Below are 14,422 nucleotides of genomic sequence, written 5' to 3' on the forward strand. Positions count from 1 at the left end.
CCGGTGGCTCGCGGTGGTCTCCCGACCGCTTTTGAAACTTACAACACCGTTGGCCGGCTTCCGCCTTCCTCAGTTGTGTAAGCCCTGCAGCGCCCGCCTTCCGGCTCACGCGCAGTCCAAAAACATACCACAGAACCAGCCGGCTCCACCGATCAACCCTGCAGAAGCGCTTCGGCCCAGGGCATGAAACGCTCGAGAGCCTCGGGGCTGCTGGCAGCCAGCACCGGAAAATCCGTGCTGCCATGGTCGTCGCCTGGGACCAGCTGCTCGGGGCTGCGCACCAGCCAGCGCAGGGGGCACTGCAATTCGCTCAGCACCAGCCAGGCCGCCGCCAGGTCCCAGATCTTGGGGGTGGCCTCCAGGGCCATCACGGTCTGGCCCATGGCCACGCTCACCAGGTTGAGACTGGCCACCCCCAGCAAGCGGATCTTGCCGGGGAAGCGCCGGTCAGGCAGTTTCTGCAGCACACCGATCGAGCGGCTGCAGAGCGAAGCGCAGCCAGCCGCCTGGGCTTCATGGCCCGGAGGTTTCAGAGGTTTGCCATTGCGCCAGGCACCCACGCCGCGCACCGCGATGATCCGCTGACGCAGGGGAGGCACATCCAGCACCGCCAGCACCGGGACACCGCCTTCGAAGCGGGCCATGGAAATGGCCCAGTAGGGAATGCCAGCGGCGAAGTTGGTGGTGCCATCGAGGGGATCCACCACCCAGTAAGCGGAGGAGGAAGGCACCAGCTTGCGGCCCTCCTCACTGAGAACCCCCTCACCGGGGTAGAGCTGGCCAAGCCCCTGCACCAGAGTTTCATCACTCCAGCGGTCACAGGCGGTGATCAGGCTGCCGTCGGCTTTGGCTTCGGAGGCCATGTGGCCGAAATCCCGGCGCTGCCTCTCGGCAACGGCATCAAGCAGATCCGTGAGCCTGAGAGCCTCGGCTGGAATGGCGGAGAAGGTGGCGGTCATCCGAGTTCAGTGGTCAGGACCTGGGTCAGCTGTCTGGACGTGTCGTCGCGGAAGCGGTGAACATTGACGGCGACCAGCACCCGCAGCGCCGCCAGGGCGATCAGCGCAGCTGTACCGAGCACCAGGGCATAGGGGAGGAAGGGACCCTAGCCGGGGATGATGGCACGACCTAGATCCAGCAAGCCACCGCCCAGCAACTTGGCCGTGGCGCGGGAGAAGGCCTGGGCCAGCCCCCAGACGCCAATGAAGGTGCCGGCGGCTTCCGGCAGGGTGAGATCGAGCATCAGACAGAGGGTGCTGTTGGTGCCGATACCGGAGGCCAGCCCAAAGAGCAGAAGCACCGCCTGGAGCAGAGAAACCTCACCCACCAGACCACAGAGGATCAGCAGCAGCATCGAGGCCAGGATCAGCTGACAACCCAGCCGGGCCGTGGCGTACTTCCCCAGCCTGGGCACGATCCACCAGCCCGCCAGCACCAGACCGAGCAGGGTGCCGACCCCCCAGAAGGCATTCAACGAGGCGGTGGCGGCGATCGGCATGCCGAACACGTCGGCCCCATAGCTCTCCAGGATCGGATCCTGAATGAACAGGGCGAGGGTGAAGAGCACCAGGAACACAAAAAACACAGCCACCTGCCGGCTGGAGGTGATCAGAGCCCAGGCCTGGGGCACCGTGATCGCATCGTCGCGGGCTGGACTGGCGGATCCGAACTCCGTACTGGCCTTCGCCGTGGCCACCTGCGGCAGAGCTGGCTCGATGCCCCAGGTGGCCAGCAGGGTGAGGCCCATCACCGCCAGGGCCGCCCGCACCATGAACCTGGAGAGCACAGCCTCCAGCACCAGTGGGTCGGTGACCCCATCGAGGCCCTTGAGGCTGTTGGAGATCACGATGGCCCCCACCACGATCCCCACGGTGAGCATGCACCAGATGATTCCCACCGCCCGCGAGCGCTCCCGCTCCTGGGTGCGATCGATCACCAGGGCCAGGTAGGGGGTGGTGGCCATCGAAACCGCCAGCCCATAGGCGGCGAAGAGGGCACACATCAGCACCGTTCCCAGGGTGATGGCAGCCCCATCCCCCAGCTCCCGGGCAGCGGCAAGCCGGAAGATCACCGGCACCACCAGGACCGCCAGCCCGCAGAAGAGAGCGGCGCCCAGCCAGATGTAAGGGGTGCGGTGACGCCCCCCCAGCGGCCTGGAATCGGAGAGCTGGCCGAAAAGGATCCTGGAGGGGGCCACAAATTGCTCGAAGGCCAGGGCCCCACCCACCAGCAGACCCGGGAAGCCCAGCTCGCTGATCATCACCCGGTTGAGCATGCCGGCGAAGATCACCGCCAGAAAACCGAGGCTCCCCTGGAACAGCCCCAGCCGCACGGTGCTGGCGATCGAGAGGCTGGGCGGCGAGCTGGTGTGGACCATGGTGGAGCGCAAGATTCAGGCAACGAGACCTTCCGGATCCCTGGACTGATCCCCCCCGAGCGCTCCCTAGGGAGAGAGAGGACCGCGCCCATCCGGCGCACGCAGCACAGCCTGACAGGCCGGCATCAGCGGTTGCGGTTCGATCGGAATCTGGGTGGTGGGATCGCTGGCCGGCTTGACCGAGGGGAGGGAGGGCGGTTGGCAGAAGGCCACCTGATCCAGGCCCGTGCGGCGCCTCAGTTCCGCCAGGCGGCGGTTGTAATCGGTGACGGCACGGGCGTAGCTCACCTCGGCCTGGGTGAGGTCCCTCTGGCTGTCAACCACCTCCCGCTGGGTGGTGACGCCGGCCTGGAAGCGCAGCCGGGCCAGGCGCAGGGCCTCACGCGAAGAGATCACCGCCCGGGAGGTGGTGGTGATGTCGCGGTTGTTCTGGAGCAGCTGATAGAAACTGGTTTCCACCTCCAGCCGAATCTGATCGCGGCGATCGGCGAAGGTGAAGCGCTGCTCTTCAGCGGCTTGCTTCTGCTGGCGGAACTGAGCCGCGGCGCGGCCTCCGTCAAACAGATTCCAACTGAGATTCAGGCCAAAGGAATTATCGAACCCATAGGTGTAACTGCCCATGTTGATGGATCTGTCCTCAGGGACACCGGTCTGGCCATTGCTGCGGTCCCAGCCGAAGTTGTTGACGATGGTCAGGAATGGCTGAACAGCGCCGATCGCCGCATTGGCATTGCTGTTGGCGATGGAGATCTGCAGGATGATCTGGTCGAGTTCCTCGCGGAAGGCATAGGCCGCCACGATGCTCTCCTGCAGCGAAGGCATCCAGGTGCCCACCACCCGCGCCGGCTCCTTGGCCGTGGGGGTCACGTTCTGGGGAAGGTCGAGCAGGGAAGCCAGAGCACGGCGGGAGATCGACTGCTCCGCCAGCGAGTTGGTGAGGAGCTGCTGGTCGCGGGCCAGCTGCGTTTCCGCCTGGAGCACCTCCAGCTTGGTGGAGACACCCGCCTGGAAGCGGGCCCGGGCATCCTTGAGGCTCACCAATGAGGCCCGCACCGACTCCTGACCGATGCGCACGCCCTCATCGGCGAGCTGAAGGTTGAAGTAGTTCTGGGCCGCCTGGAGACGCAGGTCGCGCAGGGCGATCAGATATTGGTTCTGGGCCTGCTCGAATTGATCACGGGCCGCAGCGATCTGGGGAACCCGCTGGGGGTTGATCAGATCCCAGTTGATCCCGATTGACATGGCCGCACCGATGGTTCTGCCCTTGGTGCGCGATGTCGACGGAAGCAGGGGCCCGGCATCGGCGTCGAAGCGAAATCGAGAGCTGTTGGTCAATCCCGGAAAGGTGTTCCCTGTCGAAAGATTGATGTTGGGGTACCAGGCCGAAATCTGAGCACGCAGATTGGATTGGGCCTGATCCACCTGGGAGGCCACCGCCTTGAGGCTGGGGTTGTTGGCCTCGGCCAGAGTTTCCACGTCCCGCAGACCCAGGGGCCGCAGTTGCTGGATCTTCACCTGAGCGGGCCGGATCGGCAGGGCCAGGGATGGAGGCGAAGCCAGAGGCTGGAGGTCGGGCTGGAGCTGCGTGGCCGCCGGAGGCAGAACGGTGGGATCCGAGAGAGGCCGATTGCCCAGCACCTCCGGTGCCAGGGGAACCGGCACGGGACTGGCCGAGGGAACAGGGCTGAGTTCGGCGGCGGGAGGCTCTGGAGCAAGGTCCTGGGCCTGGGCCAGGCTCACCCCCTGAAGACCAGGGACGAGCGCCATACCCGCAAGGGTTGCCGAGGCAAGGAAGGAGCGACGCACACCAGAACCCATGGTTACCGCAGAGCTTAAAGAGCCGTGGCCTGCCTGCCGAGGCAGGCAGCCACGAAATCATCCGCACCCTGCACCAGGCGGATCGGCAGCCGCAAGCGTTGCTCGACGTCCTCCAGCCTGAGGTCGTCGAGGAAGACGGGCTCCCCCTGGCGCAACATCACCGAAGGCAGCAGCAGCTCATCACCCAGCTCCTGGCCCGCCAGTCCCGCCAGCAGATCGGAGCCGGTGAGCAGGCCCGTGACCACCTGCTCCTGTCCCCAGTAGGGACTGGGCAATCCATGGAGCCGCAACGACAGTCCTTCGACGGCATTGAGGCGATCGACCACGGGCTGCAGAGCCTCGGCCACCAGCCCCCCCACCACCCAGCTCAGGCTTCGGGGCTGGGGCAGGCGGGGAGGCAGCTGGGTGGTGGCCAGATCCAGGGCTTCGAGAAAGGCGCGGATGCTGCCCACTCCATTTTCCTGCTGGGGCAGGTCCTCATAGCTGGCGCGCTCCGGCAGGGGAAGACCGGCCATGAGAAACCACTCGTCGGAGAGCCAGGCAAAGCGGCTGCCGAGGGCCGCCTGGAAGCGGGCCTGGAGGGGCTCCACCTGCTGGATCACCCGCCGGGCGCAGGCGCGGTCGACCGGCACCAGACCATCTCCCGGCGGACGGAAGCGCGTGAGACCCACGGGCACCACAGCGGCGGAGAGCACCGCCGGCCAATCGCCGGCCCCGAAACGGGCGAGATCCAGCAGGGTGCGCTCCAGGTCCGGGCCATCGTTCACCCCAGGGCAGACCACCACCTGGGCATGGATCTGCAGCCGCCGCTCGGCGAACCAGCCCAGCTGATCAAGCAGCAGACCGGCCCGGGGGTTCACCAGCAGCCGGCTGCGCAGGTCCGGATCAGTGGCATGGACCGACACGAACAGCGGCGAGAGCCTCTGCTGCTCGATCCGCTGCCAGTCGGCCGCCGTGAGGTTGGTGAGGGTGAGGTAGGAGCCGTAAAGAAAGCTCAGGCGGTAGTCGTCGTCTTTGACATAGAGGCTCTGGCGCCGGCCGGGCGGCTGCTGATCGATAAAACAGAAGGCGCAGTGGTTGTTGCACTGACGCAGACCATCGAAGAGCGCCTCGGTGAAGGCCAGACCCAGACCGTCATCGGGATCCTTCTCCAGCTCCACCTGATGCAGCGTGCCGCCGGGATCCTCCACCTCCAGACAGAGCTCCTCCTCCCCCACCAGCACCTGCAGATCGATCAGGTCGCGGGGGCGCACACCGTTGATGCTGATCAGCCGGTCCCCCGGCTGGAACCCCAGTTCCTCGCCGATGGACCCCGGCTCCACCGTGGCCACCACGGCGGGTTGGGGCTGGCGAGCTGAGTCCGCAGGGGCCAGGGGCAGACCTGAGGAGGGTTCGTTCCACACGGGAGGGGCCTGGAGCAGAGGTCTTCAGTGTGGGCCGCCGGGGGCATCGGTTGGTGGCGTCGGGTGGCCTCAGCTGGCGCTGGGCCCCACCCGCCAGACCCAGAGCAGCAGCAGCAGCCCGAAGGCGAGCCGGTAGATCACGAAGATCCAGGTGCTGTGGTTCTGCAGGAAGCGCAACAGCCAGGCGATCGCCAGCCAGGACACCACGGCAGCCGAGGCAATGCCGATCAGCAGGGGGATCGGACCGAGGCTGGCGCCACTGGCGAAGGCCGATTTCAGCTCCACCAGTCCGGCCAGGGTGATCGCCGGAATTCCCAGCAGAAAGGAGAACCGGGCGGCCGCTGCCCGCTGCCAGCCATCAAAGAGCGAGGCCGTGAGGGTGCTGCCGGAGCGGGAGACCCCCGGAATCACGGCCAGCGCCTGGGCGAGGCCCACCAGCAGCCCATCGATCGGGCGCACCTGGGGCAGATCTCTCTGGCGGCGACCGACTCTCTCGGCCACGGCCAACAGCAGAGCCATCAGGATCGAGACCAGGGCGATCGAGGTGATGCTGCGCAGCGGTGAGCTCTCGTAGGCCGGCCAGAGGGTTTTGATCGCCAGGCCCGCCAGCACGATCGGCAGGGTGCCGATGGCCATGGCCACCCCCAGCCGAGCGGAGGGGTCCCCCCACTGGCCGTAGCGGAAGGCACGGCTGACGCCCGCCAGCACTTCAGCGAGGTCGTGGCGGAAATACACGAGCACCGCCGCGATGCTGCCCAGCTGGATCACCGCCGTGGCGGCCACCCCCGGATCACCCCAGCCGAGCAACACCGGCACCACCTTGAGGTGGGCCGTGCTGCTGATCGGCAGAAATTCAGTGAGGCCCTGCACGATGCCCAGCACCAGGGCATGCCAGCAGGCCTCAAGAAACCCTGGTACCGGTGTGGAGAGGGCAGAGCCCATGCGCGGCTTGGCACGGCAGAACCAGTGACCCTATGTCTCCCAGGCCCACGGCTCCCCCACGGGCGTCCCTTAAGGTTGCTTACCTTTCTTCACAGAACCTGGTGATCGGGGCCGCCGCCACTCCTGCCACTGCCGCCCTGGTGCCCGAGACACTCGTTGTGGCCTGGCCCCCGTCCAGCACGGCCGCCAGGCCTGGGCTCAGGAGCACTCAGGAGACCGCTGGGGCGGGCATCCTGCCCGTCCTGGCTGGCGCCCTGGTGGTGGTGCCGGTGTTCCTGCAGGCCCCCTGGGTGCGCCTGCACCCCAGCAGCGCCACCCTGTTCACGGCCGTGATCCTGGCCATCGGAGTGCTGCTGGAGTTGCGAGGCCCTGGCCACTGGCGCGCCCTAGGACCGCTGCTGGTGGGTTTCAGTGGCAGCTGGCTGGCCGGTTGCCTGTTCTGGGGGTGGTGCCGCCTGCATCCGCTCTGGCACCTGCCGATCGAAGCCTTCGCTCTGCCCCTGGCCCTGGCTGGCCTCAGCGGCCGCTGGCGCAACGCCTCTCTCTTTTATCTGGCCTCACTGCTGGGCACCGCCTGCACCGATGGAGCCATGGCGCTCACCGGAGTGATGCCGCTCTGGCCGCAGGTGCTGAGCGCACCGGTCGCTGAGGCCCCGGCTCTCCTGCATCAGGCTGCCCTGCAGGTGCTGCAGCCGGCCCCCCTGGCCCTGGTGCTGGGCCTGGCGGTAGTCCTCACGCTGGTGGCGCGCCGCTGCCGACGCTCTGGAGCAGGCGGGCGCCTGGCCGCGGCCACCCTGGTGACCACGGTGGTGGTGGACGGTCTGTTTCTGATCGCCGCCCTGCTCAGCCCCCAGCTCAGCGGCCTCATCTGAACACAAGCGGAGCCCACCGTCACAACGGGAATTGAAGAACTGCAAAAGCCTTGGCGCTGGTGAGATTGATTGGCCATCTGGCCTGTAGCGTTGCCGCTGACCCTGTTCGGAGAGCTTCCGAGTCAAGGTCTGCATCCAACGGCGATCCTCACCGATCCACACCACGGAGAACTGCGATGAAACGGCTGGTTGCCTGGATGATGAGCGGCGTGCTGCTGGCTGGTCTGCTGGTGTCGTTGCTCCTGCCCCCGGCGGCCCAGGCCGAGGAGCGTCGCAATGTGGCCGATGACATGATCGCGACCCGCCAGGGCAAGGTGGATCTCAACAACTCCCCTGTGCGCAGCTTCCAGCAGTTCCCCGGCATGTATCCGACCCTGGCGGGCAAGATCGTGATCGGCGGCCCCTACGACGAGATCGACGACGTGCTGGGCCTTGATCTGACCGATCGCCAGAAGGAACTCTTCGAGAAGTACAAGGACAATTTCACGGTGACACCCCCCTCAATCGCCCTCAATGAAGGCGACGATCGCATCAATCAGGGCGTGTACCGCTGACCCCTTAAAGTCTCGACCCTCCGAAAGCCGTCGGTCTCCGGCGGCTTTTTTTGTGGCCCCATGCCCTCGACGCCCCGCCCCCAACCACCCCTGGCTCCACGCTGGGATGTGGTGGTGGTGGGTGGCGGAGCTGCTGGGCTGATGGCCTGTCTGGAGTTGCCTGCCCAGTTGAGGGTGCTCCTGCTCAGCAAGGAGCGCGGACCGCGCACCGCCAGCCGATGGGCCCAGGGGGGCATCGCCGCGGTCACCCGAGCTGAGGACAGCCTGGCGAGCCACCGCGACGACACCCTGCGGGCAGGTGCAGGCCTGTGTGATCCCGGTGCCGTTGATCTGCTGGTGCGGCAGGCTCCGGCCTGCGTTGAGCGGCTGCTGGGGCTGGGCATGGCCTTCGACCGCGATGGCCCCGACCTGAGCACCACCCTCGAAGCCGCCCACAGCCACCGGCGGGTGCTCCACGCCCAGGACCGCACCGGTGGCGCCCTGGTGGATGCCCTGGAGCGGGAAGTGCTGCGCCGCCCTGGGCTGGTGCAGCGCAAGGGGCTGATGGCTCTGCAGATCTGGGTCGAGCAGGGCCGCTGCCTCGGGCTGCAGGTGCTGGAGAACGATCAGGTGCGCTGGCTGGCGGCCGGCGCCGTGGTGCTGGCCAGCGGCGGTGGCGGCCACCTGTTTGAGAAGACCACCAATCCCTCCCAGTCCACCGGTGATGGGGTGGCGATGGCCTGGCGGGCCGGGGCCGCCATCCGCGATCTGGAATTCGTCCAGTTCCATCCCACCGCGCTGATGCTGCCGGGGGCTCCCCACTTCCTGATCTCCGAAGCCGTGCGCGGAGAGGGGGCCCGCCTGATCGACAGCCACGGCCACAGTCCGGTGGCCGGCCTCGCCAGCGCCGATCTGGCTCCCCGTGATCAGGTGAGTCGTGCCCTGGTGCGCACGATGCAGGCCCAGGCCGTGGACCACCTCTGGCTCGACCTGCGCCCGGTGGGAACGGAGCGGTTGAACCGTCAGTTCCCCACGATCCTGCGCCGCTGCCGCGAGTTGGGCCTGGAGCCCACCGAGGGGCCGATCCCCGTGGCCCCTGCCGCCCACTACTGGATGGGTGGCGTGAGCACCGACCTGAACGCCGCCACCAACCTTCCAGGCCTCTACGCCGTGGGTGAGGTGGCCTGCACGGGCGTGCATGGCGCCAATCGCCTGGCCAGCAATTCACTGATGGAATGTCTGGTTTTTGCCGGCCAGTTGCGCCATCTGTCCGTGCCGGAGCTGCCGCCCCTGCCCCACTCCTTGTGCTCTCCAGCGAGCGCCAGCGATGGCAGCGCTTCTCCCCAGCTCGCCGACGGCCAGCCGCTGGCGAGCGAGTTACGGGCCCAGAGCGAGCGGCTGCGCCAGCTCTGCTGGCGGGTGGCGGGGGTCGAGCGCCAGGGGCGGGAGCTGCAGGAGGCTCTGGGCCTGATCCGCCGTCAGCGGCTGCAGCTTGAAGAGCAACCCTGGATTCAGGCCCTGACCCGGCTCGAGCCCGGCGCGCAGCTGCCCCTGGGGCCGGGCGGTGGCAGCGTGCTGCGCCCCCTCAACGATCTGCGCCAGCTGCTCACCCTGGCGGATCTGCTGGTGGACGCTGCGCTGTTCCGCCGCGAGAGCCGCGGCGGCCACTACCGCACAGACGACCCGGCACCCCAGCCGTTCTGGCAGCGCCATTCCCAGCAACAACGCGGCGCCGCGATCCGCACGACACCGCTGCTGCAAGGGGAGTGAGGCTGGCGGAGGCCAGCTGTCAGCTCAGCTCATGGCGGGGTCAGGGTCAGATCTAACCCTTGAACCCACTCAGTTCGGCCAGTCTGGCGAGGGGCTTGACGCCGGAATCCAGCTTGCCGTTGATCTCCCAGGTGGGAAATCCCTCCAGATTCTTACTGTCACAGAGGGCCTTCTGATTGTTGACGCCATCGGCGGCGCATTCGATCACCTTGAGCTTGGCGGTGGCCTCCTTGCCGAAGAGTTCCTTCTGCTCATGGCAATGGGGGCACCAGTAGGCGCTGTACATCACCGCTCCGGCTTGGCTGAGGTGTTCCGCCAGGGCCAGAGTGGCCGGGGTGCTGGATGTGAGCACGGGGGGCGCTGAACCGCGGGTAGCCAGGGCGGCGGGTCGATCGACGGAGGCGGCCCAGCCGAGGCCCACCAGACCCACCAGCAGGGCCACCAGCACCCCGCGAAACACCAGCTGGCCGCGGTCGTCCCACTGGCCACCGATGAGGCTGAGCACGAACAGGCTCAGGCTGAGCACAGCCGAGAGCACACAGAAGAAGCAGAAGGCCTGGATCTTGAATACCAGCAGCCCCATCAGCAGCAGGCTGAACACGGCCATGCCACCGCTGAGCAGGAACAACCCCCACCAGCTGCGCTCGCCCATGGCGGCTCGGGCCTCACCTTTGAGCACCAGCGGCAGCAACGCCAGCACCAGCACCGTGGCGTAAGCGAGGAAGCCGAAGAGCGAGAGCGGCTGGCCAAACAGGCTGCCCCAGACGCTGTTGAGCACCTTGTCGCAGCCTTCGGCGCCGCCGGGGCAGCTGAGGGGGCCGATCAGCCCCCAGCGCTTGAGGGTGATCGCGCCGGTGTCGATGGCACCGATCGTGGCCAGAACAGCCATCACCACACGAACCCAGCGCAGTCCCGGGTCGGATCGGCGACGGCTGCTGAGGCGGCTGCTCAAGCGGGTGGAGGTCACGGCAGGGGCTGAGGCTGGGCTGATTGTGGCAGCAACCGTTTCAGCGCACTGACTCGATCCGCGTCCACCGGCGCCGAGATCAGGCCGTTGCGCTTCAGCGCCGTGCCGGCGATCACACCGTCACAGGCCAGCGAAAGCCGCTGCAGCGTCTGCTCACTGGCCCCGCTGCCGATCAACACCGGTGCCCCGCCCGCCGCGGCCCTGGCCTGCTCCAGATCGACCGGATCGGTGGGTCGACCGGTGCCCGTACCCGAGACGATCACCCCATCGGCACCGCCGCGCTCGAGCACATCGCTGACCGCCTCCGCCATCGACAGCGGCGCCAGGGGCGCCCCGTGCTTGACCAGCACATCCGCCAGGATCCGCACCGATTCGGCCCCCAGCAGCCGGCGCCGGCGCAGCAGCTCGGCCGCCACCCCTTCGACCACCCCCTGGTCGGTGACCGTGGCACCGCTGAGCACGTTCACCCGTAGAAAAAGGCCGCCACTGGCCTGGGCGATCGCCAGGGCCGCCAGGGCGTCGTTGCGCAGCACATTGATGCCCACAGGCCGCTGCGTGGCCCTCACCACCGCCAGGGCCAGCCGAGTCATGGCGGCCACCGTTTCCGGCGGCACCGAGCCCCGCCAGAAGGGCACGTCACCGAAGTTCTCGACGATCAGGCCATCGGCGCCGCCGCTGAGGTAGGCCTCGGCATCGGCGAGGGCGGCGGCCTCCAGCGCCCCCAGATCCCCTGCCCAGCCCGGCGAGCCCGGCAGGGGACCCAGGTGAATCACCCCGATCAACGGGCAGGGCTGGGGGAACAGCTGCCGCCAGCGGGATGCAGAGGTGAGCATGGCGATGGCCGCACGGAGGAGAAGGCGCCGGGCCCAGGTACCCGGATATCCCATAGGGTGATGGATTGGCCCCAGGGGTTCGCCCACGGCCAAGGTTTTCGGCCACCGCACCCAATGTCTCCCGTCAGCGCAGCTTTCCCCGCAGGATCGGTTCGCCCAGGGGGGCCTGGCGCCAGCCGTCCCACGGTGGCCTTCGCCCACCTGGGCTGCGAGAAGAACCGGGTCGACACCGAACACATGCTCGGACTGCTGGCCGAGGCGGGCTATGGCATCAGCGCCGATGAGCGCGAGGCGGCGGTGGTGGTGGTGAACACCTGCAGCTTCATCCAGGACGCCCGCCAGGAATCGGTGCGCACGCTGGTGGAACTGGCGGAGCAGGGCAAGGAACTGATCATCGCCGGCTGCCTTGCCCAGCATTTCCGCGAGGAACTGCTGGAATCACTGCCGGAGGCGCGCGCGATCGTGGGCACCGGCGACTACCAGCACATCGTCGAGGTGCTCGAGCGGGTGGAGGCCGGTGAGCGGGTGAACCGGGTGAGCGATGTGCCCACCTTCGTGGGGGATGAGAATCTGCCCCGCTACCGCACCACCTCCGAGGCCATTGCCTACCTCAAGGTGGCTGAGGGCTGTGACTACCGCTGCGCCTTCTGCATCATCCCCAGGCTGCGGGGCGACCAGCGCTCCCGCACGATCGAATCGATCGTGGCCGAGGCCCATCAGCTGGCCGCCCAGGGAGTGCAGGAGCTGATCCTGATCAGCCAGATCACCACCAACTACGGCCTCGACCTCTACGGCAAGCCCCAGCTCGCGCCGCTGCTGCGGGCCCTGGGGGAGGTGGAGATCCCCTGGATCCGGGTGCATTACGCCTATCCCACCGGCCTCACGCCCGAGGTGCTGCGCGCCTACCGGGAAGTGCCCAACGTGCTGCCCTACCTGGATCTGCCACTGCAGCACAGCCATCCCGAGGTGCTGCGGGCGATGAACCGCCCCTGGCAGACCGGCCTGACCACCGAGCTGCTGGGCCGGATTCGCGAGCTGCTGCCCGATGCCGTGCTGCGCACCACCTTCATCGTCGGCTTCCCCGGCGAAACCGAGGAACAGTTCGAGCACCTGCTCCGGTTCGTTGAGGAGCAGCGCTTCGACCATGTGGGCGTGTTCACCTTCTCGCCGGAAGACGGCACCGCGGCGGTGGATCTGCCCGATCCGGTGCCGGCTGAGGTGGCGATCGAGCGTCGCAACCGCCTGATGGCGGCTCAGCAGCCGATCGCGGCGGAACGCAATGCCAGCTGGGTGGGCCGGATCGTCGATGTGCTGATCGAGCAGGAAAACCCCAGCAGCGGCGAGATGATCGGCCGCTGTGCCCGCTTCGCTCCCGACGTGGACGGGGAAGTGCGGGTGAGCCCGGGCCCAGGCGGCCTCTGCGCCTCCCCCGGAACCATGGTGCCGGTGCGTCTCACGGCCTCCACCCCCTACGACCTCCAGGGCGAGGTGGTGGGTGCCCGGGCGATGGTGGAGGAGGCACTGGCCGGGATCGAGGGCCGCGGTTGAGGCACTGGATCCACCGCCACCAGCGCACCACTTTTCTGATCGCCTCGGGGTTGAGCACGGCTGGCTCCTTTGCCGGGCTCACCGCCAAGGGCTGGATCCTGATGGACCAGACCAGCAATCCACTGCTGCTGGCCCTGCACTTCGGCGTCCTGGCGCTACCGAGCCTGCTGGTCAGCGGCAGGGCCGGCGTTCTCACCGACCGGATCGGCTGCGAACGGGTGCTGATCCGCTCCCAGTGGGGGTTGGTGGCCGGTGCCGGCCTCGGGGCCGTGGCGATTCCCCTCCTGACGGGGGCCGCCCAGGTGAGCCTGCTGCTGCTGAGCACTCTGGTGGTGGGCCTGGCCAGCTCCTTCGAGCTCACCGCCCGCAACAAATACTGCGCCCTGCTGGTGGATGGGCCGGCCCAGCTGGCCCCCTATCTCACCTCCTTCTCGGTGGTGTTCAACGTCGGCAAGCTGGTGGGGCCACCCATCGGTGGTTTGCTGCTGGCCCTGACGGGGCCGGCCACGGCCCTGGCCATTGACGCGGCCTCCTATCTGCTGCCGATCGCGACCGTGCTGTGGCTGCTGCAGCCCGACCTCGGCGCCGAGCGGCGCAGCGGCAGCGGTGCTGGCTCCAGCCTGGCCAGTGCCTGGCGGGGCTGCGGCGCCAGCCTTCGCCATGTGCTCGTGTTCACGGGTCTGGCTTGCCTGGCGGTCTTCTTCCATCCCGGGCTGGCCCCCTTGATCGCCGCCCAGGTGCTGGGACCCTCTCCCCAGGCCCTGGGTTGGTTCACCAGCGTGCTGGCGGCCGGCAGCATCTGCGGAGGATTGCTGTTGCAACGGCGCAGCCAGTGGCTGAGCGAGCGGCCATCGCTGCTGCTGGGCAGTTGCGCGGTACTCACCAGCCTGGGCCAACTGGGGATGGCCCTGACGGCACCCTCGGCCTTCCACCTGGGGATGACCTTTCTGATCGGAGCGGGCACTGCCGGACTGCTGGCGGGCAGCAATCTGATCCTGCAGGTAGGAGCCCCCCTGGTGTTGCGCGGACGCATGGCAGGGCTCGGGCAGATCGCCTTCCTCGGCGGCGGCGGCTTCAGCGGGCTGATCGCCGCCGCTTTGTCTCTGCGGGTGGGACTGCCGGCCACCTTCGCCCTGATGGGCAGCGTGGGACTGGCGCTGGGGCTGCTGGAGCTCAGCAGCCGCTGGGGGCTGCGCCTGAACCCAAACGACTCAGATCAGCTTGACGCCGCGTAGGACGGTGGAGATCAGAAAGGCCGTTACCAGTCCAGCGGCCACCAGAGCGAGGTAGAGAACTGCCGCCATGGCCAGCACGGAAAGAGAACCCTCTCATTAGAGCAGAGCAACCCTGCAGCCGTGG

Annotated in this window: 13 protein-coding genes; 5 read left to right on the plus strand and 8 right to left on the minus strand. The window is 67.9% G+C overall.

What is annotated here, in order from left to right:
• Window positions 1–152 precede the first annotated feature (152 nt).
• From KQ304_RS01110 to KQ304_RS01135, 6 genes are all read right to left on the minus strand, one after another.
• Window positions 153–959, minus strand: a complete 807-nt coding sequence (locus tag KQ304_RS01110; protein ID WP_259735290.1) for an inositol monophosphatase family protein — start codon at window positions 957–959, stop codon at window positions 153–155.
• The gene (locus tag KQ304_RS01115; RefSeq protein ID WP_259735291.1) at window positions 956–1,081 is read right to left on the minus strand and encodes a hypothetical protein; all 126 of its coding nucleotides are present in this window, start codon (window positions 1,079–1,081) and stop codon (window positions 956–958) included. The genes KQ304_RS01110 and KQ304_RS01115 overlap by 4 nt, the downstream gene beginning before the upstream one ends.
• A 24-nt stretch (window positions 1,082–1,105) precedes the next feature.
• Complete coding sequence (locus KQ304_RS01120; protein ID WP_259735292.1) at window positions 1,106–2,377, minus strand: BCD family MFS transporter; 1,272 nt, start codon at window positions 2,375–2,377, stop codon at window positions 1,106–1,108.
• A 66-nt stretch (window positions 2,378–2,443) separates the two neighbouring features.
• Entirely contained in the window at window positions 2,444–4,144 is a 1,701-nt protein-coding gene (locus KQ304_RS01125) for a TolC family protein (RefSeq protein WP_259735293.1), read from the minus strand.
• Between the two features lie 65 nt (window positions 4,145–4,209).
• A complete protein-coding gene (locus tag KQ304_RS01130; RefSeq protein ID WP_259735294.1) occupies window positions 4,210–5,598 on the minus strand; it encodes a TIGR03279 family radical SAM protein in 1,389 nt (462 codons plus the stop codon).
• A 69-nt stretch (window positions 5,599–5,667) separates the two neighbouring features.
• Window positions 5,668–6,540, minus strand: coding sequence for an undecaprenyl-diphosphate phosphatase (locus KQ304_RS01135; protein ID WP_259735295.1), 873 nt, complete (start codon window positions 6,538–6,540; stop codon window positions 5,668–5,670).
• A 233-nt stretch (window positions 6,541–6,773) separates the two neighbouring features.
• Between KQ304_RS01135 and KQ304_RS01140 the strand changes: the two genes are divergently transcribed.
• The 3 genes from KQ304_RS01140 (at window position 6,774) to nadB (ending at window position 9,715) form a co-directional block, all read left to right on the plus strand.
• Window positions 6,774–7,412, plus strand: coding sequence for a DUF3120 domain-containing protein (locus KQ304_RS01140; protein WP_259735325.1), 639 nt, complete (start codon window positions 6,774–6,776; stop codon window positions 7,410–7,412).
• A 176-nt stretch (window positions 7,413–7,588) separates the two neighbouring features.
• Window positions 7,589–7,966 (plus strand): photosystem II complex extrinsic protein PsbU, encoded by a 378-nt coding sequence (gene psbU, locus KQ304_RS01145; protein WP_259735296.1) that lies wholly within the window; start codon window positions 7,589–7,591, stop codon window positions 7,964–7,966.
• A 60-nt stretch (window positions 7,967–8,026) separates the two neighbouring features.
• Window positions 8,027–9,715, plus strand: a complete 1,689-nt coding sequence (gene nadB / locus KQ304_RS01150) for an L-aspartate oxidase (protein ID WP_259735297.1) — start codon at window positions 8,027–8,029, stop codon at window positions 9,713–9,715.
• Window positions 9,716–9,767: 52 nt separating this feature from the next.
• Here the strand turns inward: nadB and KQ304_RS01155 are convergent, their stop codons facing one another.
• Window positions 9,768–10,682: a vitamin K epoxide reductase family protein gene (locus KQ304_RS01155; RefSeq protein ID WP_259735298.1), complete on the minus strand. Its 915-nt coding sequence runs from the start codon at window positions 10,680–10,682 to the stop codon at window positions 9,768–9,770.
• Complete coding sequence (locus KQ304_RS01160; protein ID WP_259735299.1) at window positions 10,679–11,515, minus strand: BtpA/SgcQ family protein; 837 nt, start codon at window positions 11,513–11,515, stop codon at window positions 10,679–10,681. The genes KQ304_RS01155 and KQ304_RS01160 overlap by 4 nt, the downstream gene beginning before the upstream one ends.
• A gap of 114 nt (window positions 11,516–11,629) precedes the next feature.
• Here KQ304_RS01160 and rimO point away from each other — a divergent pair, with 114 nt between their 5' ends.
• Together rimO and KQ304_RS01170 are read left to right on the plus strand one after the other, a co-directional pair.
• On the plus strand, window positions 11,630–13,063 hold the full coding sequence (gene rimO, locus KQ304_RS01165; protein WP_259735300.1) for a 30S ribosomal protein S12 methylthiotransferase RimO: 1,434 nt from the start codon (window positions 11,630–11,632) through the stop codon (window positions 13,061–13,063).
• The gene (locus tag KQ304_RS01170) at window positions 13,060–14,298 is read left to right on the plus strand and encodes an MFS transporter (RefSeq protein ID WP_259735301.1); all 1,239 of its coding nucleotides are present in this window, start codon (window positions 13,060–13,062) and stop codon (window positions 14,296–14,298) included. The genes rimO and KQ304_RS01170 overlap by 4 nt, the downstream gene beginning before the upstream one ends.
• The last annotated feature ends 124 nt before the right edge of the window (window positions 14,299–14,422 follow it).

Origin of the sequence: Synechococcus sp. CS-1329 (assembly GCF_025128055.1) — a bacterium.
Lineage (GTDB): Bacteria > Cyanobacteriota > Cyanobacteriia > PCC-6307 > Cyanobiaceae > Regnicoccus_A.

Bases quoted from the DNA above. Each gene is read 5' to 3' on its own strand.
- KQ304_RS01110 (WP_259735290.1), bottom strand. From the start codon at position 959: ATGACCGCCACCTTCTCCGCCATTCCAGCCGAGGCTCTCAGGCTCACG.
- KQ304_RS01120 (WP_259735292.1), bottom strand. From the start codon at position 2,377: ATGGTCCACACCAGCTCGCCGCCCAGCCTCTCGATCGCCAGCACCGTG.
- KQ304_RS01125 (WP_259735293.1), bottom strand. From the start codon at position 4,144: ATGGCGCTCGTCCCTGGTCTTCAGGGGGTGAGCCTGGCCCAGGCCCAG.
- KQ304_RS01135 (WP_259735295.1), bottom strand. From the start codon at position 6,540: ATGGGCTCTGCCCTCTCCACACCGGTACCAGGGTTTCTTGAGGCCTGC.
- psbU (WP_259735296.1), top strand. From the start codon at position 7,589: ATGAAACGGCTGGTTGCCTGGATGATGAGCGGCGTGCTGCTGGCTGGT.
- nadB (WP_259735297.1), top strand. From the start codon at position 8,027: ATGCCCTCGACGCCCCGCCCCCAACCACCCCTGGCTCCACGCTGGGAT.
- KQ304_RS01160 (WP_259735299.1), bottom strand. From the start codon at position 11,515: ATGCTCACCTCTGCATCCCGCTGGCGGCAGCTGTTCCCCCAGCCCTGC.
- rimO (WP_259735300.1), top strand. From the start codon at position 11,630: ATGTCTCCCGTCAGCGCAGCTTTCCCCGCAGGATCGGTTCGCCCAGGG.